Consider the following 16,767-nt stretch of genomic DNA (forward strand, 5'->3'; position numbering starts at 1 on the left):
GGTCGGGCGCGGGCCGGGAACGCCCCGGGTCAGGCGCCGGCGGCCGGGATCTGCTGGGTGATGCAGTGGATGCCGCCGCCGCCCCAGGCGATGACCCGGGAGCGGACGCCGACGACCTTGCGGCCCGGGTACGCCGCGGCGAGCACGGCGAGGGCGCCCTCGTCCTCGGGGTGGTCGGCCACCGGGACGACGACCGCGCCGTTGGCCAGGTAGTAGTTGAGGTAGCCGACCTCGACCTCGCGGCCGTCGACCTCGACGAAGGCGGCCTGCGGGAGGTCGACGATCTCGAAGCGGCGGCCCCGGGCGTCGGTGGAGTGCTCCAGCACGGCGCGGTTGGCCCGCATCCGGGCGTAGTCGGGGTGCTCCGGGTCCGCCGGGAGCTGGACGACCACCTTGCCGGGGGCGGCGAAGGCGCAGACGCCGTCCACGTGGCCGTCGGTCTCGGTGTCCAGCAGGCCCCCGTAGGGCAGCCAGACCACCTTGGTGACGCCGAGGCGCGCCTTGAGCTCGGCCTCGATCTCCTCGCGGCTCATGCCGGGGTTGCGGTTGGGGTGCAGCAGGCACTGCTCGGTGGTGATCAGGGTGCCCTCGCCGTCGACGGTGATCGCGCCGCCCTCGAGGATCATCTCGGAGCGCTGGGCCCGGACGTCGAGGTGCTCCAGCAGCAGGCCGCTGATCCGGTCGTCGGCGTCCCAGGGGTGGTGCTTGCCGCCCCAGGCGTTGAAGCGGAAGTCCACGCCGGCCCGGCGGCCCTCGCCGTCGAGGACGAAGATCGGGGCGGAGTCGCGGAACCAGGAGTCGTCCAGCGGCAGTTCGACGACGGTGACGCCGGCGCCGCAGTGGGTGCGCGCGTCCTCGCCGTGGCCGGGCGGGGCGACCATCGTGACGGGCTCGAACTCGGCGATGGTGCGGGCGACTTCGGCGTACTCGCGCTTCACCTCGGCGAGGGTGTCGCCCCAGAGCTCCTCGCGGACGGGCCAGGCCATCAGGCAGCCCTCGTGCTCGGTCCACTCGGCGGGCATGCGGTACGTGTCGGTCACTGGATACCTCTTCGGGATCGGGGTGCGGGTTGAGCGGCTGTACGGGTGGGGTGGTGGTGCCCCGGCGGCCCGCTTCCGTGGGGTTGGCTCACGGGCCGCCGGGAGTCTTGGGCGGTGGCTCAGAAGGTTCAGAAGGCTCGGACGGCTCGGACAGCTCCGACGGCTCCGACGGCTCAGAAGGCCGGCGGGACGCTGGGCTGGGACTGGGTGGCGCAGTGGATGCCGCCTCCGCCGCTCGCGATGTTGTCGATGTTGAGCTGGACGATGTCGCGGGTCGGGAAGGCGGCCTGGAGGATCGCGTACGCCGTGCCGTCGGCCGCCGTGTCGCCGAACTGTGGCACGAACACGGCGCCGTTGGCGGTGTAGTAGTTGGTGTAGCTGGACAGGAAGTCGTTGCCCGTGCCGCGGATCAACTGCCGGTCCGGGCCGGGGAGTTCGGTGATGACCAGCGGACGGCCCTGGGCGTCGGTGGCGCTCGCCAGGATCCGCTTGGACTCCTGGTAGACGTCGATCCAGATCTGATCGGTGCCCGGGCCGGGCTGGTCGAGGATGACCCTGCCGGGGGCGGTGAAGCGGGCCAGGCAGTCGATGTGGTCGTCCGTGATGTCGTAGCCCACCAGGCCGGGGAGCCAGATGACCTTGCTCAGGCCGAGGCTGGACTTGAGGGCCTGCTCGACCTGCGCCTGGGACTTGCCGGGGTTGCGGTTGGGGTTGACCAGCGAGCTGGCGGTGGCCAGCAGGGTGCCCTGGCCGTCGGTCTCCAGCGCGCCGCCCTCGCCGGTGAACGGCGCGCGGACGCGGGTGATGCCGTAGTCGTAGAGGAGCGTGGCCGCGACGGCGGCGTCCTCGGCGTAGGGCTGGTAGTACGGGGTGCCGCTCTTGCCCCAGCCGTTGAAGTTGGTGTCGAGCCCGGCGATCGCGCCCGGGGCGGTGAGGAAGGTCGGGCCGTAGTCCCTGATCCACAGGTCGTCGTCGGCGATGGGCAGGACGGTGATGCCGTAGGCGCCGCCGCGGCCGAGCCAGTAGCGGGCGTCGGAGGCCTGGCCGGGGCGGGCCACCACGACGACGGGCTCGTACTGGGAGATCGCGTAGGCGATCCGGGCGATGTCGTCGCGGACGGCGGTCAGCTGGCGTCCCCAGATCGAGGACAGGGCGGGCCAGGCCATGAAGGTGCGGTCGTGGCGGTCGGTCTCGGCGGGCATCCGCAGCGTGGGGGTGGCTGCGGACGCGGCCTCGGCGCCGGGCGTCTCCGGGTCGGGGGTGGCCGCGTGGGCGGCACCGGGCAGGGCCGCGCCGAGTGCGATCACCGGGAGGGCGGCCGCGCCGGCCTGGAGGATCCGCCGGCGCGAGGGGGCGGGGGTGGTGGTGGAGGTGGTGGGGGTGGCCATGGAAACGCTCCCTGGATGAGGTGGGAGGTGTGGGGGTTGCCCCGCATCCTGTACCTCACTGAAAATCCAGTCAACCCTGTGGACGGGATCGCACGGAACTTCCTGACAAAATCATCAGGATTTCGTCAAGATCGCATCCGAAGCGGGTAGAGTCAGCGTCCATGTCAGACCGCCGGACAGGGATACTCCAGGCCGCCACCCGCGTCATCGCCCGACGCGGCGTCCGCGGCCTGCGGATGGGCGAGCTGGCCGCCGAGGCCGGCGTGTCCACCGCGCTGATCTACTACCACTTCACCGACCGGGCGGGCATCCTGCGCCAGACGCTGGAGTACATCGGCGACCGCGCCGACCACTACACCGCCGAGGACCGCCCCGCCCCCGACCAGGGCCGCGGCGACGCGAGGGACCCGCGCGCCGACCTCGAACAGGTCCTGCTGCTCGAGCTCCAGGACTCCGACGAGGTGCGCGAGAACAGCACCGCCTGGGGCGAGCTGCGGGCCACCGCCGTCTTCGAGCCGGAGCTGCGCCAGGACCTGGCCCGCAGCACCCACGGCTGGGTGCACGACATCGCCGGGCTGCTCTCCCAGGCCGACCCGACCCGCACCGCCCCGGCCCACACCGCCGCCGCCGAACGCCTGACCGCCCTGGTCGAGGGCCTCAGCGTGCGCTGGCTGAGCGGCTCGCTGCCGATCGAGCAGGCCCGCCGACTGCTGCGCGGCGCGGTGGACGCGGAGCTGGACGGACCGGCGCCGGGCGCCGTGGCGGGTGCTGTGGGGGCCGGATTCGGCGAATCCTGACGAAACCTCTAAACTCTGCGGCGCCAGCAGTCCACCGCGTCCACCGCGTCCGTCCCGCCCGCCGAGAGAGGCAGCCCGCATGTCCGCTGACCGATCCCCCTTCACCCTCCGGCCGGTCTTCCAGGCGCTGGCCGCGGAGGACCCGCGCGAGGTCGGCGGCCACCGGCTGTACGCCCGGCTCGGCGCCGGCGGGATGGGCCGGGTCTACCTCGCGTACACCCCGGGCGGGCGCCCGGTGGCGCTCAAGGTGGTGCGCCCCGAACTGGCCGAGGACCCGGACTTCCGGGCCCGGTTCGCCCAGGAGGTGGCCAGCGCCCGGCGCATCCACGGCCTGTTCACCGCCCAGCTCGTCGACGCCGGCCCGGACGACCCCACGCCCTGGCTGGCCACCACCTACGTGCCCGGCCCCTCGCTCCAGCAGGTGGTGCAGCGGTTCGGGCCGCTGCCCGAGCGCACCGTCCTGCTCCTGATGGCCGGGATCGCCGAGGCGCTCCAGGCGATCCACGCCAGCGGGGTCGTCCACCGCGACCTCAAGCCCGGTAACGTGCTGATCGCCGCCGACGGCCCCCGGGTCATCGACTTCGGCATCGCCCGCGCCGCCGACGCCGTCGCCCTGACCGGCACCGGACTGCAGATCGGCTCCCCCGCCTACATGGCCCCCGAGCAGGCCATGGGCCGGACCGCGACCCCGGCCACCGACGTCTACGCCCTCGGCGCCCTCGCCGTGCACGTCGCGGGCGGCGCCCCGCCCTTCGGCGACGGCCCGCACCCGGCCACCCTCTACCGGGCCGTCCACGAGGAGCCCGACCTCGGCCGGGTGCCCGAGGGCCTGCGGGACCTGCTCCGGCGCTGCCTGGCCAAGCGCCCCGAGGACCGGCCGACCTCCGCCGAGGTGATCGCCGCCGCCGCGGGCCACCCGGCCGTCGGCGGACACCTGCGCTTCGGCGAGGACTGGCTGCCGCAGCCCCTGACCAGCCAGCTCACCCGGCATGCCGACCTTCCGCAGGTGCCCGAGGAGGCGACCGGGGCCGGGCTGGACTCGCTGCCGACGATGCTCGCGCCTGCGGCCACGCCGACGCCGACCCTGCTGGCCTCCGTACCCGCCGCGCCCGTACCCCCGCCGGCCGAGGCACCACGGGCCCGGCCCCGGCGCGCCCGTGGGCGCACCGCGCTGATCGCCGTCGTCGCCCTGGCCGTCGGGGCCGCGGCCTCGGCGTTCGTGCTCGACGACTCGGGCCCGGTGGAGGCCGCGACGGTGGACACCCCGGCGGCCGACGCCCCCGCGCCCGGCGCGACCACCGCCGTCCCCGTGCCCACCGGCCCGACGGGCCCCGCCCGCTCGCCCTCCCCCGGCGCGGCCTCGTCCCGCCCGGCGACCGGCTCCCCCGCCGCCGCCTACGCGGCCGACTACAGGGCGGTGGAGCTCACCTCCGCCGACCCGGGCTACGAGTTCGACCTGGCCGCCGGTTCGGTGGTGCCGGTCGACAGCGTGACCTGGTACGTCGGGCGCACCGACGGCGAGTTCCTGATCCCGGAGACCGCCGACTCCTACGTCGGCCGGGACTCCGGCCTCGGCCTCGCCGAGTGCCTCCAGGGGCTCGGCAGCCGCCCCACCGCGCGGGTGCCGTTCAGCGCCGTCGGGCCGCGCGGCGCCTTCTGCGTCCGGTCGGCGGACGGCAGCGAGGTGGCGGTCGTGCGGGTGCTGTCGGCGGCGGGCGGGGACGGACCGGTCAAGGTCTCACTGGACCACTACCGCCGCAAGGGCTGACGCCCCGCAGACGTCCGGGAGCCCGCCGCTGCCACCTCGACGAACGGGTGGCGACGGCGGGCTCCCGGCACGGCCCCAGGCAGGCCGGCCTCAGGCGGGCAGGCCTCAGGCAGGCTTCCGGGGCACCTCGGGCGGCGACGCGGCCGGCGTGCCGGTCGCCGCCGGCGCGGCCTTCCCGTCCTCGGCGGCGGGCTTGTCCTCCTCCCGCATGGCCGCCGTCTCCGCCTTGAGGATGCGCATCGACTTCCCCAGTCCGCGCGCCATCTCGGGCAGCTTCTTGGAGCCGAAGAGCAGCACCACGACCACCAGCACCACCAACAGGTGCCAGGGCTCCAGTCCATTGCGCAGCATCGCCGCCTCACCGGCCTTTCGTCGTCTCGGGGTGGTTTGGGTGGGTTCACCGTAAAGCTTGACTGATTTTTCAGTCAATGCGAGAGTTCCGATCGTCCGACCCCTGCCCCACCGCTGCCCCCACCGGAGCCCCCCGTGTCCCACTCCCCCCTCGCGCGCCGCACGGTGCTGCGTTCCCTCGCCGGCGTCGGCCTGATCGCGGCCGGTGCCGCCGCCTGCGCCTCCGGCGCCGACGAGGACGCGGCGGAGCCCGCGGCCACCCCTTCCGCGACCACCCCGGCGACCACCCCCGCCGGTCAGCCGCCCGCGCCCGCCGCGTCCGCCGGCGGACGCCGCCTCGGCGGCGAGTGGGAGAAGCACGAGCGGACCTTCATGGCCTGGCCCGCCTCCGAGAACGTCTGGGGCGAGCAGCTCGCCGCCGTCCGCAAGGACATCGCCTCGGTGGCCCGGGCCATCGGCGAGCGCGAGCCGCTGGTCCTGCTGGTCCGCCCCGGCCAGGAGGACTCCGCCCGCAACGCCTGCGGCGGCGCCGTCCAGCTCCAGTCCGTCCCGGTGGACGACCTGTGGGCCCGCGACACCGTGCCGGTGTTCGTCGAGGAGGGCGGCAAGGTCAAGGGCGTCGACTTCAACTTCAACGGCTGGGGCGGCAAGCAGCAGCGCGGCAACGACTCCAAGGTCGCCCGGGCCGTCCTGGACACCTACGGGATCGACCGGGTCGAGACCCGGCTGGTCGCCGAGGGCGGCTCCTTCGAGAGCGACGGCCAGGGCACCCTGATGATCACCGAGAGCTCGATCGTCAACGACAACCGCAACCCGGGGATGAGCCGCGACCAGGTCGAGGCCGAGCTCAAGCAGGTCCTGGGCGTCACCAAGGTCATCTGGCTGGCGGGCGTCAAGGGCAAGGACATCACCGACGCCCACGTCGACTGCCTGACCCGCTTCGCCGCCCCCGGCGTCGTCCTCCTGGACCGGGCCTTCCCCGGCACCCCGGCGGACGTCTGGTCCCGCTCCGCCGACCAGGCCCGGGCCGTGCTCGCCGAGGCCACCGACGCCACCGGCCGCAAGCTCAAGGTGATCGAGATCAGCCAGCCCGACCCGGACCGGATCACCGGCCGCGGCGACGCCTTCGTCTCCTCGTACATGAACTTCTACATCGGCGACAAGGCCGTCTACCTGCCGCAGTTCGGCGACTTCCGGGCCGACGGGCACGCCCACGAGGTCTTCACCGACCAGTTCCCCGGCCGCGAGATTGTCGCCCTGCCGATCGACACCATCGCCTCCGGCGGGGGCGGCATCCACTGCTCCACCCACGACCAGCCCGCCGCCGCCTGAGAAGGGCCCCGCCGTGCAGCCGACCCCCACCGAACGCGACCGGTTGCCGATCCTCCTACGGCGTCACCGACGACCGCCCGTACGACACCATGACTCTGAGAGTCCTCTGACGACGAAGGGCCGCCACTCCCCGCGAACGGGGGGGTGGCGGCCCTTCCGTACGTCAGTGGGCCGAGTCGGTGACCAGGGCCGTGATCTCCGAGGCGAGGTCGGGGCCGAGGGCGCCCCAGCCCTCCTTGTAGCCGTACACGGCGGCCAGGGTGCGGGCCTCGTAGTCGCCGTTGAGGATCTCGATGTCGTCGGGGGTGATGAGTGCCGGGTGGGCGACGCCGACGGCGGAGGAGACCTTGATCAGCTCCTTGCGCAGGGCGCGCAGGTAGACGGCGGCGCGGGTCGACTTGGAGGCCGGGTCGAGGCCCCGGGCCAGCCACGCGTTCTGGGTGGCGATGCCGGTGGGGCACTTGTCGGTGTGGCACTTCTGGGCCTGGATGCAGCCGATGGACAGCATCGCCTCGCGGGCGACGTTGATCATGTCGGCGCCCAGGGCGAAGGCGACGGCGGCGTTCTCGGGCAGGCCGAGCTTGCCGGAGCCGATGAAGGTCAGCTCGTCGGTGAGGCCCAGTTCGGCGAAGGTGCCGTAGACCCGGGAGAAGCCCATCCGGAACGGCAGCGACACCGAGTCGGCGAACATCCGCGGCGCGGCGCCGGTGCCGCCCTCGCCGCCGTCGACGGTCACGAAGTCGACGCCCCGGTCGCCCCGGGCCATCAGGGCGGCCAGCTCCTGCCAGAAGGCCATCTCGCCGACGGCGCTCTTGATCCCGACCGGCAGGCCCGTCTCGGTGGCGACCAGTTCGACGAAGTCGAGCATCGAGTCGACGTCGTGGAAGGCGGTGTGCCGCGACGGGGAGGCGCAGTCCTCGCCCACCGGGATGCCGCGGATCCTCGCGATCTCGGGCGTCACCTTGGCGCCCGGCAGCATGCCGCCCAGGCCCGGCTTGGCGCCCTGGGAGAGCTTGATCTCTATCGCCCGGACGGGCGCGCCCGCGACGACCTCCTTGAGCTTGTCGAGGTTGAAGCCGCCGTCCTCGTCGCGGCAGCCGAAGTAGGCCGTGCCGATCTGGAGGACGAGGTCGCCGCCCTGACGGTGGTGCGGGGAGAGGCCGCCCTCGCCGGTGTTGTGCATGGCGCCGGCCTCCGCCGCGCCCTTGTTGAGCGCGCCGATGGCCGCGCCGGAGAGCGAGCCGAAGCTCATCGCCGAGATGTTCACGACGCTGGCGGGCCGGAAGGCCTTGGCGCGCCCGCGCGGGCCGCCGAGCACCTTGGCCGAGGGCAGCGGGGCCTCCGGGTCGTGGGCGTCGGGCAGCTTGCCCGCGAAGGTGCGCTGCTTCAGGTAGGCGTGGCCCTGGACGTGCTCGACGTCGACCTCCGTACCGAAGCCGAAGTAGTTGTTCTCCTCCTTCGCCGAGGCGTAGATCCAGGTGCGCTGGTCGCGGCTGAAGGGGCGCTCCTCCTCGTTGGAGGTGACGATGTACTGCCGCAGCTCCGGACCGATCGTCTCCAGCAGGTACCGGGCGTGCCCGAGCACCGGGAAGTTCCGCAGCAGCGCGTGCTTCTTCTGGACGAGGTCGCGGGCCGCCAGGAGCGCCACCGCGGTCGCGGCGGCAGCGCCGATCTTCCGGGCTTGCATGGAGGTTCCTCCTCGGTGGGCGACCCCGTCGCCGTCGGCGGGGTCGTCGTGTCGTGTCGACGGCGGGCGGCGGGCACGCCGTCGTGAGGGCGCCGGTCGTCCGTCGAAGCCCGATCGTAGGAGGCTCGGGAAACGGGCCTTCGGGCAGGGCCCCCGGACGGCGTGGCCGCCCGGTTCGTCGGTTCCCAGGCGCGCGAGGACGCCGTGGCGGGCTTCAGGTCTTCAGCTCAGCTTCAGCATCGTCCGGCCATCCTGTCCTCCTCGCCCGGGGACGGCCCGGGCCTGGTCGAGGATCGGGGTGGGTGGCGTGAGCGAGCCCAGGGAAACCGCGGAAGCGTACGAGCCGGAGGTGCCGGAGACTCCTGTGCAGGAGCCGGTGGCGGCGAAGGCCGCCCGTCCGCGTCGGGTCAGGCGCTGGGTGCGCGGACGGTCGGCGCGCTGGGTCGCGGTCGGGGCGGCGGTGGTCGTCCTCGGCGGTGGCGCGGCGGCGGTCGCCGTCCACCACCACGGCGGGGAGCACCGCGGCGAGGGGCACCGCTCCGCGGCGGGCGAGCAGGGCCACGGGCACGGCGGCGGCCGGCACGGGCACCACGGACAGGGCGGGCAGGACGGGCGCGGCTCGCAGGACGGACGCGGCCGCCTCGGCGACGGCCTCGACCAGCGGCAGGGCCGGGTCGGCGACCGGTCCGCCGAGGAGGCGCCCGCTCCCCTGCCCTCGACCGACGCCGCCGAGGCCCTCGCCAAGGCGGCCGCCGCCGTGGCCGGTGGCAAGGTGGAGTCCCTGAGCCCCGTCACCGAGCAGGGCGGCGGCCGGGCCTGGCGCGCCGTGGTCCTCGGCCCGGACGGCGTGCGGCACGCGGTGACCGTCGACGGCACCTCCGACACCGTCACCGGCAACACCGTCCTCGACCGCTGACGGACCGCCCGGCCCAGTAGCCGTCCGACTCAGTGCCCGCCAGGCTCAGCGCCCGTCCGACTCAGTGCCCGTCCGGCAGGTGGACGCCGAGCCCGGCGAGGCCCTCGAGGATGAGCTCGACGCCCACCGCCGCGAGCAGCAGGCCCAGCAGCCGGGAGAGCACCTCCAGCGAGGTGCGGTGGGTGCGGCGCAGCAGCGGGGCGAGGACGGCCACGCAGAGGTAGTTGATCACCGCGACGGAGACGTAGGCGCCGGCGACGGTGGCCTTCCAGCTCCAGGCGTCCTGGTTGAGCGAGGCGACCAGGACGGCGGTGATCGCCAGCGGGCTGGCGATGTAGGGCAGCAGCAGGGCGCGGATGCCGTCGACCAGCGGGTTGGGCAGGTGCTCGTCGTCCTCGCCCTCGGCTCCGAGGTGGACGCCGAAGACGAGGGCGACGGCGTAGACGAAGAAGATGGTCCCGCCCGCGAGCTGCAGCGACTGGTCGCTGATGTGGAACAGGTTCGTCACGTACTTCGCGCCGAAGCCGAGCACCAGGCCGATGAAGGCGGCGATCCCGGTGCTCCACGCGGCGAGGCGGCGCAGGTCGCGGGTGGTGCGGTCGCCGGCCAGGTGGGCGAAGGCCAGCAGGGTCTTGGGCGGGCCGACCACGGCGAAGAACGTGACGAACGCGCTGCTCAGGTTGAAGACGAACATGGACCCAGCATGCCCGTGCCGCCCGTCCGCGCCGAGGTGGCGAGGCCGACGGGGCAGACGACCGGGGTGCCGTGGACGGGGTCGGTGAGGATGGCGCTCTCGACTCCGTACAGCTCGCGCACCAGATCGGGGGTGACGATCCGTCGCGGCGGGCCCTGGGCGGCGATCCGGCCGTCGCGCATGGCGATCATGTGGTCGGCGTAGCGGCAGGCGGTGCTGAGGTCGTGCAGGACGAGAAGGCGTTCGCCACCCCCTGAGGCGGGAACGCCGCGGGCCGACCGGATGGATGATTCCGGTCGGCCCGCTGCGCCCCACCCCCCCCCCCCCCCCCCGCTGCTTTTCCAGTTTCCCCCTGACAATCCCTCACTCCACCTCGGTGACGCGGAACACCGGGAAGCCCGGGGCGATGCGGAGCAGTTCCTCGGTGGGGGAGTCGACGGTGACGTCCTCGAAGAAGTACTTGACCTCCCAGGCCCAGCGGCGCAGGTACTCCCGGAGCACCTCGGGCTTGTCGGCGTCGGCGAGCTCGACGGCGCTGAAGGCCTCGACCCGGCGGCCGACCCGCAGTTCGCCGGTGCCGGAGGCGCGCAGGTTGCGGACCCACTGCACATGGCCGCGCGGGGCGACGAGGTAGCGCTCGCCCCCGTGGACGAGCAGGTTGACCGGGGTGGTGCGCCACTCGCCGCTCTTGCGGCCGCGGACGGCGAGGACGCGGGAGCCCATGAGGCTGATCCCGGCCTTGGTGAGGCCCGCGACCATGCGGTTGAGGAACTTGAGGGAGGCGGCGGCGAACCGGGTGGTGGGCACGATCGCGCGGTTGGCGAGGTTCGGCTCGGGCTGAACGGCTTCGGACTTCTCGAACATCTCGGACATCTCAGACATCGGGGGCTCCTTCGGTCGCGCAGCTACCGCTCACATTCGAGAGCACCGCTCTCGTTGACTCCTTCAGCTTGGCACGCCCGCACGCACCGCGCAAGAGCAGTGCTCTCGAATGTGTGCATTGCTCCGATCCGTGGCAGGCTGTCCCCATGACAGCGATCCGAACCGCCCGCGAACGGGCCCGCGAGGAACTCACCCGCGAGATCAAGCAGGAGGCCCGCCGACAGCTGGCCTCCGTCGGCGCCCAGCAGCTCTCCCTGCGCGCCGTCTCCCGGGAACTGGGCATGGCCTCCTCGGCGCTGTACCGCTACTTCCCCAGCCGCGACGAACTGCTCACCGCGCTGATCATCGACGCGTACACGGAACTCGGCGACGCCGCCGACGCGGCGCTCTCCGGCCTCGGCCCCGACAGCAGCGCGCGCGAAGGCTGGCGCGCCCTCTGGCAGGCGGCCCGCACCTGGTCCCTCGCCAACCCCCACGAGTACGGCCTCGTCTTCGGCACACCCGTCCCCGGCTACGCGGCCCCCCGCACCACCGTCGAACCCGCCGCCCGCTTCCCCATCGCCCTCCTCGGCGTCGTCAGCCGGGCCACCCCCGCCCCCGCCCCCTCCGGCCCACCGCTGCGCGGCGCCCTCCCTGACCAACTCACCACCGTCGCCACCCAGTTCGCCCCCAACCTGCCGCCCCAGACCCTCGCCCCGACCGTGGCCGCCTGGATCCAGCTCATCGGCTTCCTCGGCTTCGAACTCCACGGCCACCTCGTCGGCTCCCTCGAACCCGCCGACGACTTCTTCGCCTGGACCATCGAGCAGACCGCCGACACCATCGGCCTCTGAGCCCCACCCGCCCCACCTGAGTAGCCGTACTCATGCCGGGCGCCGAGACCGGCGGCGAGGATCGACGCGTACCCGCCACCCCGCCCCGGAGGAGCCCACCGCCATGTCCGCAACCGCCGGGCACACGCCCCTCGCCCCCGCTACCACCCCCGCGCGGTGGGTCCTGACCGTACGGCTGGCGCAGGCCGGCGCCGGGCTGTGGGGTGCGGCGGGCATCGCCGCCTTCCTGCTGCGGCCCCGGTTCACGGACCACCTGCCGCCCCGGGACGAGTGGGGCTCGCAGGAGACGGCGGTCCACTCGTTCGGCGTGATCGCGAACGGCGTCGTGATGACCCTGATCGCCGCGTTCGCCCTCGGGGGAACGGGCGCCTGGGTCCTTGCCACCCTCCTGCTGCGGCGGGCCCCGCAGCACGCGCGGGGCCTGGTTGTCGGCATCGCGCTCATCACGGCCCTGGCGGCCGTCAAGGGCGTCGACATGCTGCTGGGATCCCTGGTCGACGGACGGGCGTTCGCCCTCCTGCTGCCGCTGCTGGCGGTGAGCACGGCCGCGCTGCTGGCGACCCTCCGCCTCCCCGTACGCAGCTGAGGCTTACGCGAAGGTGTCCTCGATCCACCGGGCGTCCGTCAGGTAGCGGCGGTCGTGGCCCTCCGCCAGGTGCCGGGCGAAGGCCGGGTGGCCGGCGGCGGCCTGGTCGCGCATCCAGTCGACAAGCGAGCGCAGGCGCTCCGCCGCCGTGGCGGGCAGGCGGGTGCGCTCGTCGTGGGAGAGGCCGTAGGAGTCGGCGAAGAGGGTGAGGCGGCGGGCGGCCTCGGGGACCGGCAGGGTGTGCGCCACCTCGTCCGGGGCGTACAGCGGGACGAAGCGGTAGGCGGTGTACGCGGCGTCCCAGAGCCGGGGGCCGGGGTGGGCCGTGTCGAAGTCGATGAAGGCGACCGGGAGTTGATCGCGGAAGACGGTGTTGTACGTCGCCGCGTCACCGTGGCAGATGACCTCCGCCGGCTCGCGCGGCGGCAACTGCCACACGTCCCCCGGCTCCCGGAGGAAGCCCGTGCCGGCATCGTGGAACCCGCGCAGCAGCCGCGCCGCGGCCACCAGCGAGGCGTCGCTGCGCACCTCGGGGGCGCCGAAGTCGTGCCCGACGCCGCCCGGGAGGTACTCGACGATCTCCTCGGCGCCGTCACCGCTGAGCCCGTACGGGCGCGGCGCGCCGGTGAAGCCCGCCTCGCGCAGGTGCGCGAGCAGGCGCTGGACGGTGCCGCTCCAGGGCCCGGCCGGGCGCCGCACCACGCCGCCTTCCCGCACGACCCGGTTCACGCCGCCGACGAGCACTTCGCGATCTTCCACGGGCGTAAGGCTAGGCCCCCTCTTTCGGATCTTGCTGGGCGCGAGCGCCCGCCCCGGAAACCGCTTTCCGGGGCGGGCGCTCGCGACTGCGGAAGCCTCAGTCGGGCATCGGCGCGAGCTTGATCATCGCGAACGGGGCGCCCTGCGGGTCGGCGACCACGCTCATGCGGCCGGCCATCATGTCGAAGGGCGGCGCGAGGACCGTCCCACCCTTCTTGACCAGGGCGTCGGCCGTGGAGTCCACGTCGTCCACCGCGAAGTAGGACAGCCAGTGCGGGGGCGTCCCGGGCGGGTCGTCGGCGAGCAGGCAGGAACCGCCGACCGGCTGGTCGCCGACCTTGAGCTCCCAGTACCGGTCGGCGCCCTTCATCGGGCCGATCTCGATGCCGAACGCCTCGCCGTAGAAGGCGGTCGCGCCCTCCACGTCGTTGGTGTGCAGCTCGTTCCAGGTCAGCGCGCCGGGCTCCCTGACCACGCCCGCGCCGGGGAACTGCGCCGCCTCCCAGACCCCGAACACGGCGCCCTGCGGGTCGGCGGCGACCAGCATCCGGCCGAGCGGGCCCACGTCCATCGTCGGCACCAGCAGCGTGCCGCCGGCGCGGACGATCGCCTCCTGGGTGGCCCGGGCGTCGCTGGACGCCAGGTAGGTGGTCCACACGGTGGGTGGGGGCGGCGCGCCGTCGGGCGCCATCGCCGGGCCGATGCCCGCGACGGGCTTGCGGTTCAGCAGGCAGACCGCGTACCCGCCGAACTCCTCGGGGCCGCGCTCCCCCTGCCAGCCGAACAGGTCCTTGTAGAAGTCCAGCGCGGCCTGCTGGTCCTGCGCCATCAGGTCGATCCAGCACGGAGTGCCGGTCACGTACGGGGTGGTGACGTCGGGCATGCCCACTCTCCTGGTCAGGTCTCCACTGCGTCCCCCGCCCGTCACCCTCCCGCCGACGGCCACGTCCCGCCACCCGGGACCCCCCACCTGGGCGCGGGGGGCACCGGCTCCGTGATCCAGTCCGCGCCCTTGGCGGTGATCACCGCCACCACCGGGGCGCCGACCACGGCCAGCCCGAGGAACGCCGGTCCGCCCGTCACCCCGGTCACGACGATCTGCTCCACGAAGAAGCAGAAGCCGGCCGCCACCGCCGCCGCCCCGCGGGACACGACCGGCCGCGGGGCGGTCGCCGGGCCGGCCAGCATCTCCCCCACCAGCAGGCCATGCAGCAGGGTGCTCACCACGAGGAAGGCCACGAGCGCCGCCGCCTTCAGCGGGCTCATCTGACCGTTGGAGGGCGCCGTCGCCACCAGCAGGGCGATCAGCGCGTTCGGCGTGCCCGCCACTTTGCACGAGAACTGGAAGGCACGGGTCCGCACCCGCTTCTTGGTGGTCCTACCGATCCACCTGGTCCGACTGGCCATCAAGCGTCTCCCCTCGCTCCGACCGAACGCTCCACATGCTAGACGCGCTTACGGAACCGGCCGGCAGGGAGCCGGCCGACAAGGTCCCGGGCGGAACAAAACACCGCACCCCCGCCGATCGGCGGGGAATTCCAGGGAATTCATCGGAAATACCCGCCGTTCGACGGGGGGTCATTGATCATTCCCCTTTCGGGAACCGGATGTTGAGGAGTTGATCGGTAGTATCCTCAATCAGTCCACGAACGGTCCTCAGCGCAAGCACCCCAAGGGTTCCACCCGCGCCCAGGGGATTCTTGGCGACCCATTCAAGCCCCCCCCTGAACGAATATCGGGAAACTGTCCGTCATGCATCCGCACACCGCCCATATCGACGGCTTCCACTACGGCTGGATCAATCCCGTCCTCTCCTACCTCGTCGCCTTCACCGGCGCCGCGCTCGGCCTGCGCTGCACCGTCCGCGCGCTGAGCCTGCCTCCGCGCCGGCGGCTGGGCTGGCTGCTGCTGGCGGCCGTCGAATTCGGCTGCGGGATCTGGACGATGCACTTCCTGGCGATGATGGGCTTCGCGGTGACCGGCTCCGCCATCGTCTACAGCGTCCCGGAGACGATCGCGAGCCTGCTGCTGGCGATCGTGGTCGTCGGCATGGGCGTCCTCTACGTCGGCTACCGGCCGAGGACCTGGTCGACCCTGCTGATCGGCGGGACGGTCACGGGCCTCGGGGTCGCGGCCATGCACTACCTCGGCATGGCCGCCATGCACGTGCAGGGGACGGTCTCCTACGACCCGGCGGTCGTGACCCTCTCGATCGGGATCGCCGTGTTCGCCGCGACCGCCGCGCTGTGGATGACCCTCAACGTGACGGGCTTCGTCGCCTCGCTGATCGCCTCGCTGATCGCGGGCGTCGCCGTCACGGCGATGCACTACACCGGCATGGCCGCCGTCTCCGTGCAGCTGGACGCCGCCTCCATCGGGGACGGCCTGCCGGCCTCGGAGTTCATCATCCCCCTGGCCGTCGCGATCATGGTGGTGATCGCCGTCGGGGGCTTCGTCCTGACGCTCTCCCCCAACGACTCGCTCACCACGGCCGGGGTCTTCTCCGCGCCCGGGACCCCCGTCGCCCGCCCCGCCGTGGCACCGGCCCGCGAGAGCGGCGACCAGCAGCGCGAGACCGTCTGACACCGCCCCGGAAAGGCCACGGCGGCGAGCCCCCGGACGGGATTCGCCGCCGCCGAGGCCGATGGGGCAGAGTTGCGCCATGAGCGCGGACACGAGGAGTCACCCCACCGGCCCGACCAGGCGCCGGCCGGTCCAGCAGCGCAGCCAGGAGCGGTACGGCCGGATCCTGGACGCCTGCGCCGGGCTCCTCGACGAGGTCGGCGCGGGGGCGCTCACCACCAAGGAGGTGGCTCAGCGCGCCCAGGTGCCGATCGGCACGCTGTACCAGTTCTTCGCGGGCAAGGAGGACCTGCTCGCCGCGCTCGCCGGCCGCAACCTCGACCTGTACCTCCAGCGCCTCGACGCCCGCCTCGCCTCCGCCTCGCCCGTCGGCACGGCGGCCTTCACCGACCTCGCGGTGGAGGAGTTCGTCGTCATGAAGCGCACCGTGCCGGGGTTCGGCCAGGTCGACTTCGGCCTCGCCGGGACGGCCGTGCCCTCCGGCGTCCGCGACGACCTGCACCTGCTGGACGCGGGGATGGACAACAACGCCGCCGTCGCCCTGCGCCTCCAGGCCCTCGGCGGCGAGCTCTTCACGACCGGCGCCACCGGACTGCCGCAGGACCAGGCCGCGCTCACCCTCGCGCTGAGGGTCGCCCTGGAGGCCGCCGACGCCGTCCTCAAACTCGCCTTCCGGGGCGACCCCGAGGGCGATCCGGCGCTGATCGCCGAGTGCAAGCGGCTGGTGCGCAGCTACCTGGCGCAACGACTGCCCACCCCCTGAAGCCACCCCCTGAAGCGGCGCTCTGAAGCCGCGCTCGAGCCGCCGTTCGGGCGAGCCGTTGCGAGGGTGCTCCCGGCGCAGCACAGTGGATAGCGGACCGGATAGCGAACCGACCCCGCGCGGGGCGGCCGTCACGACCCGAGGAGCACGACCATGCACGCAGCGGTAGGTGACCAGCTCCACATCCACAGCAGCCGGGTGGGCATGGTGGACCAGAAGGGCATCATCACCGAGGTGCGCGGCACCGACGGCGAACCGCCCTACGTCGTCCGGTTCGAGGACGGCCACGAGGGCCTGATCTACCCCGGTCCGGACTGCAACGTCGAGCACGTCCAGAAGGCGGCCGGCTGAGCGCCCGGCTGAGCGGCCCACTGACCGACTCCCCCGT

At 73.4% G+C, this 16,767-nt stretch carries 19 protein-coding genes; 9 read left to right on the top strand and 10 right to left on the bottom strand.

Annotation, left to right across the window (positions count from 1 at the left end):
- Nucleotides 1–29: 29 nt before the first annotated feature.
- Complete coding sequence (locus tag ACIBCA_RS36180; RefSeq protein WP_396287420.1) at nt 30–1,040, bottom strand: agmatine/peptidylarginine deiminase; 1,011 nt, start codon at nt 1,038–1,040, stop codon at nt 30–32.
- Nucleotides 1,041–1,213: 173 nt separating this feature from the next.
- Nucleotides 1,214–2,428 carry an agmatine deiminase family protein gene (locus ACIBCA_RS36185; protein WP_396287421.1) on the bottom strand — a complete coding sequence of 405 codons (1,215 nt, stop codon included), beginning with the start codon at nt 2,426–2,428 and terminating at the stop codon, nt 1,214–1,216.
- Nucleotides 2,429–2,589: 161 nt separating this feature from the next.
- Between ACIBCA_RS36185 and ACIBCA_RS36190 the strand changes: the two genes are divergently transcribed.
- Both ACIBCA_RS36190 and ACIBCA_RS36195 read left to right on the top strand, forming a co-directional pair.
- Nucleotides 2,590–3,225, top strand: coding sequence for a TetR/AcrR family transcriptional regulator (locus ACIBCA_RS36190; RefSeq protein WP_396287422.1), 636 nt, complete (start codon nt 2,590–2,592; stop codon nt 3,223–3,225).
- A gap of 79 nt (nt 3,226–3,304) precedes the next feature.
- On the top strand, nt 3,305–4,993 hold the full coding sequence (locus ACIBCA_RS36195) for a serine/threonine-protein kinase (RefSeq protein WP_396287423.1): 1,689 nt from the start codon (nt 3,305–3,307) through the stop codon (nt 4,991–4,993).
- Nucleotides 4,994–5,098: 105 nt separating this feature from the next.
- On the opposite strand, the gene tatA is transcribed toward ACIBCA_RS36195, so the two are convergent.
- Nucleotides 5,099–5,344, bottom strand: coding sequence for a Sec-independent protein translocase subunit TatA (tatA, locus tag ACIBCA_RS36200; RefSeq protein WP_396287424.1), 246 nt, complete (start codon nt 5,342–5,344; stop codon nt 5,099–5,101).
- Nucleotides 5,345–5,479: 135 nt separating this feature from the next.
- On the opposite strand from tatA, the gene ACIBCA_RS36205 reads away from it, so the two are divergent.
- Nucleotides 5,480–6,676: an agmatine deiminase family protein gene (locus ACIBCA_RS36205; protein ID WP_396287425.1), complete on the top strand. Its 1,197-nt coding sequence runs from the start codon at nt 5,480–5,482 to the stop codon at nt 6,674–6,676.
- 163 nt (nt 6,677–6,839) lie between these two features.
- Here ACIBCA_RS36205 and ACIBCA_RS36210 read toward each other — a convergent pair whose 3' ends face one another.
- Complete coding sequence (locus ACIBCA_RS36210) at nt 6,840–8,363, bottom strand: FMN-binding glutamate synthase family protein (protein ID WP_396287426.1); 1,524 nt, start codon at nt 8,361–8,363, stop codon at nt 6,840–6,842.
- Between the two features lie 307 nt (nt 8,364–8,670).
- On the opposite strand from ACIBCA_RS36210, the gene ACIBCA_RS36215 reads away from it, so the two are divergent.
- Nucleotides 8,671–9,279: a hypothetical protein gene (locus ACIBCA_RS36215; RefSeq protein WP_396287427.1), complete on the top strand. Its 609-nt coding sequence runs from the start codon at nt 8,671–8,673 to the stop codon at nt 9,277–9,279.
- Nucleotides 9,280–9,340: 61 nt separating this feature from the next.
- Here ACIBCA_RS36215 and ACIBCA_RS36220 read toward each other — a convergent pair whose 3' ends face one another.
- The 3 genes from ACIBCA_RS36220 to ACIBCA_RS36230 all read right to left on the bottom strand — a co-directional run bounded on the left by ACIBCA_RS36220 (nt 9,341) and on the right by ACIBCA_RS36230 (nt 10,732).
- On the bottom strand, nt 9,341–9,973 hold the full coding sequence (locus ACIBCA_RS36220; protein ID WP_396287428.1) for a MarC family protein: 633 nt from the start codon (nt 9,971–9,973) through the stop codon (nt 9,341–9,343).
- Complete coding sequence (locus ACIBCA_RS36225; protein ID WP_396287429.1) at nt 9,955–10,164, bottom strand: hypothetical protein; 210 nt, start codon at nt 10,162–10,164, stop codon at nt 9,955–9,957. The genes ACIBCA_RS36220 and ACIBCA_RS36225 overlap by 19 nt, the downstream gene beginning before the upstream one ends.
- 172 nt (nt 10,165–10,336) lie before the next feature.
- Nucleotides 10,337–10,732 carry a nitroreductase family deazaflavin-dependent oxidoreductase gene (locus tag ACIBCA_RS36230; RefSeq protein WP_396287445.1) on the bottom strand — a complete coding sequence of 132 codons (396 nt, stop codon included), beginning with the start codon at nt 10,730–10,732 and terminating at the stop codon, nt 10,337–10,339.
- 269 nt (nt 10,733–11,001) lie between these two features.
- Between ACIBCA_RS36230 and ACIBCA_RS36235 the strand changes: the two genes are divergently transcribed.
- Entirely contained in the window at nt 11,002–11,688 is a 687-nt protein-coding gene (locus ACIBCA_RS36235; protein WP_396287430.1) for a TetR/AcrR family transcriptional regulator, read from the top strand.
- Between the two features lie 103 nt (nt 11,689–11,791).
- A complete protein-coding gene (locus ACIBCA_RS36240; protein WP_396287431.1) occupies nt 11,792–12,274 on the top strand; it encodes a hypothetical protein in 483 nt (160 codons plus the stop codon).
- Nucleotides 12,275–12,277: 3 nt separating this feature from the next.
- Here the strand turns inward: ACIBCA_RS36240 and ACIBCA_RS36245 are convergent, their stop codons facing one another.
- From ACIBCA_RS36245 to ACIBCA_RS36255, 3 genes are all read right to left on the bottom strand, one after another.
- The gene (locus tag ACIBCA_RS36245; protein ID WP_396287432.1) at nt 12,278–13,033 is read right to left on the bottom strand and encodes a phosphotransferase; all 756 of its coding nucleotides are present in this window, start codon (nt 13,031–13,033) and stop codon (nt 12,278–12,280) included.
- Nucleotides 13,034–13,130: 97 nt separating this feature from the next.
- Nucleotides 13,131–13,916, bottom strand: coding sequence for a VOC family protein (locus tag ACIBCA_RS36250; protein WP_396287433.1), 786 nt, complete (start codon nt 13,914–13,916; stop codon nt 13,131–13,133).
- A 41-nt stretch (nt 13,917–13,957) separates the two neighbouring features.
- Nucleotides 13,958–14,440, bottom strand: a complete 483-nt coding sequence (locus tag ACIBCA_RS36255) for a hypothetical protein (RefSeq protein ID WP_396287434.1) — start codon at nt 14,438–14,440, stop codon at nt 13,958–13,960.
- Between the two features lie 345 nt (nt 14,441–14,785).
- Here ACIBCA_RS36255 and ACIBCA_RS36260 point away from each other — a divergent pair, with 345 nt between their 5' ends.
- The 3 genes from ACIBCA_RS36260 to ACIBCA_RS36270 all read left to right on the top strand — a co-directional run bounded on the left by ACIBCA_RS36260 (nt 14,786) and on the right by ACIBCA_RS36270 (nt 16,730).
- Nucleotides 14,786–15,616: an MHYT domain-containing protein gene (locus tag ACIBCA_RS36260; RefSeq protein ID WP_396287435.1), complete on the top strand. Its 831-nt coding sequence runs from the start codon at nt 14,786–14,788 to the stop codon at nt 15,614–15,616.
- 79 nt (nt 15,617–15,695) lie between these two features.
- A complete protein-coding gene (locus ACIBCA_RS36265) occupies nt 15,696–16,379 on the top strand; it encodes a TetR family transcriptional regulator (RefSeq protein WP_396287436.1) in 684 nt (227 codons plus the stop codon).
- A 153-nt stretch (nt 16,380–16,532) separates the two neighbouring features.
- Nucleotides 16,533–16,730 (top strand): DUF1918 domain-containing protein, encoded by a 198-nt coding sequence (locus tag ACIBCA_RS36270; RefSeq protein WP_396287437.1) that lies wholly within the window; start codon nt 16,533–16,535, stop codon nt 16,728–16,730.
- Nucleotides 16,731–16,767: the final 37 nt, after the last annotated feature.

It is taken from the genome of Kitasatospora sp. NPDC051170 (genome assembly GCF_044455705.1).
Lineage (GTDB): Bacteria > Actinomycetota > Actinomycetes > Streptomycetales > Streptomycetaceae > Kitasatospora.

Excerpts from the sequence above, each read along its gene's own strand:
- ACIBCA_RS36240 (WP_396287431.1), top strand. The coding sequence starts at position 11,792 with ATGTCCGCAACCGCCGGGCACACGCCCCTCGCCCCCGCTACCACCCCC.
- ACIBCA_RS36270 (WP_396287437.1), top strand. The coding sequence starts at position 16,533 with ATGCACGCAGCGGTAGGTGACCAGCTCCACATCCACAGCAGCCGGGTG.
- ACIBCA_RS36250 (WP_396287433.1), bottom strand. The coding sequence starts at position 13,916 with ATGCCCGACGTCACCACCCCGTACGTGACCGGCACTCCGTGCTGGATC.
- ACIBCA_RS36210 (WP_396287426.1), bottom strand. The coding sequence starts at position 8,363 with ATGCAAGCCCGGAAGATCGGCGCTGCCGCCGCGACCGCGGTGGCGCTC.
- tatA (WP_396287424.1), bottom strand. The coding sequence starts at position 5,344 with ATGCTGCGCAATGGACTGGAGCCCTGGCACCTGTTGGTGGTGCTGGTG.
- ACIBCA_RS36260 (WP_396287435.1), top strand. The coding sequence starts at position 14,786 with ATGCATCCGCACACCGCCCATATCGACGGCTTCCACTACGGCTGGATC.
- ACIBCA_RS36235 (WP_396287430.1), top strand. The coding sequence starts at position 11,002 with ATGACAGCGATCCGAACCGCCCGCGAACGGGCCCGCGAGGAACTCACC.
- ACIBCA_RS36265 (WP_396287436.1), top strand. The coding sequence starts at position 15,696 with ATGAGCGCGGACACGAGGAGTCACCCCACCGGCCCGACCAGGCGCCGG.
- ACIBCA_RS36195 (WP_396287423.1), top strand. The coding sequence starts at position 3,305 with ATGTCCGCTGACCGATCCCCCTTCACCCTCCGGCCGGTCTTCCAGGCG.
- ACIBCA_RS36220 (WP_396287428.1), bottom strand. The coding sequence starts at position 9,973 with ATGTTCGTCTTCAACCTGAGCAGCGCGTTCGTCACGTTCTTCGCCGTG.
- ACIBCA_RS36255 (WP_396287434.1), bottom strand. The coding sequence starts at position 14,440 with ATGGCCAGTCGGACCAGGTGGATCGGTAGGACCACCAAGAAGCGGGTG.
- ACIBCA_RS36190 (WP_396287422.1), top strand. The coding sequence starts at position 2,590 with ATGTCAGACCGCCGGACAGGGATACTCCAGGCCGCCACCCGCGTCATC.
- ACIBCA_RS36185 (WP_396287421.1), bottom strand. The coding sequence starts at position 2,428 with ATGGCCACCCCCACCACCTCCACCACCACCCCCGCCCCCTCGCGCCGG.
- ACIBCA_RS36230 (WP_396287445.1), bottom strand. The coding sequence starts at position 10,732 with ATGGTCGCGGGCCTCACCAAGGCCGGGATCAGCCTCATGGGCTCCCGC.
- ACIBCA_RS36225 (WP_396287429.1), bottom strand. The coding sequence starts at position 10,164 with ATGATCGCCATGCGCGACGGCCGGATCGCCGCCCAGGGCCCGCCGCGA.